Raw genomic sequence first — 807 nt, 5'->3', positions numbered from 1 at the left:
GGCTCTTCGTCAGATTGAGTGGGTAGGGGGTAGAATGCTGTGGAGCGGTCGTGCCCTGAATAGGAGTTAGCTGATGGTCCCTGAAGAGCTGTTTTCTCTCGCGTTAGGATTGGTTCCGCCGTGGTTGGTGGATCATGTGACTTTCACGGTGGAGGAGAAACGCCTGGATCTGCACATCAACTTTCCCAAAGGTAGTCGCTTTGCTTGCTCCGTCTGTGGTGAGGAGTGTCCGGTACATGATACCCGTGACCATACCTGGCGGCACATGGATTTCTTCCAGCATGAAGCCTATCTCCATGCCCGTGTACCTCGTGTGAAGTGCCAGGAGCATGGAGTGCATCAGATATCTGTTCCCTGGGCGCGGGAAGGCTCGCGTTTCACCCTGCTCTTTGAAGCGCTGATCATGACCCTGGTGCGGGAGATGCCGGTATTGACGGCAGCTCGCATGGTCGGTGAGACCGACAAGCTCCTGTGGCGAGTGATTGACCATTATGTGCCCGAAGCTCGTGCTGCGGTGGATATGGCCAATGTCCATGCCGTCGGCGTCGATGAAACCAGCAGTCGGCATGGACATGACTACATCACGCTCTTCGTGGATCTGAATGCCCGGCGACTCTTGTTCGCTACTCCCGGCAAGGATGCCAAGACCTTTGAGAAATTCTCCGCAGATCTACAGGCCCATGGTGGTAGCGCGGAAGCGATCACCGATGTGAGCATGGACCTCTCGCCGGCCTTCCAGAAAGGGGCTGCCGAGCACCTGCCCAATGCGGAGATCACTTTCGATCGTTTTCACCTCATGAAGCTCGT

Annotated in this window: 1 pseudogene; it reads left to right on the top strand. The window is 56.3% G+C overall.

What is annotated here, in order from left to right:
• Positions 1 to 73 precede the first annotated feature (73 nt).
• A pseudogene (locus tag BLW97_RS17795) lies at positions 74 to 807 on the top strand (ISL3-like element ISAtc1 family transposase); the annotation flags it as partial.

It is taken from the genome of Acidithiobacillus albertensis (assembly GCF_001931655.1).
GTDB lineage: Bacteria > Pseudomonadota > Gammaproteobacteria > Acidithiobacillales > Acidithiobacillaceae > Acidithiobacillus > Acidithiobacillus thiooxidans.
The sequence above is the reverse complement of the archived record's forward strand: the minus strand, read 5'-3'. Positions and strand labels throughout refer to the sequence as shown.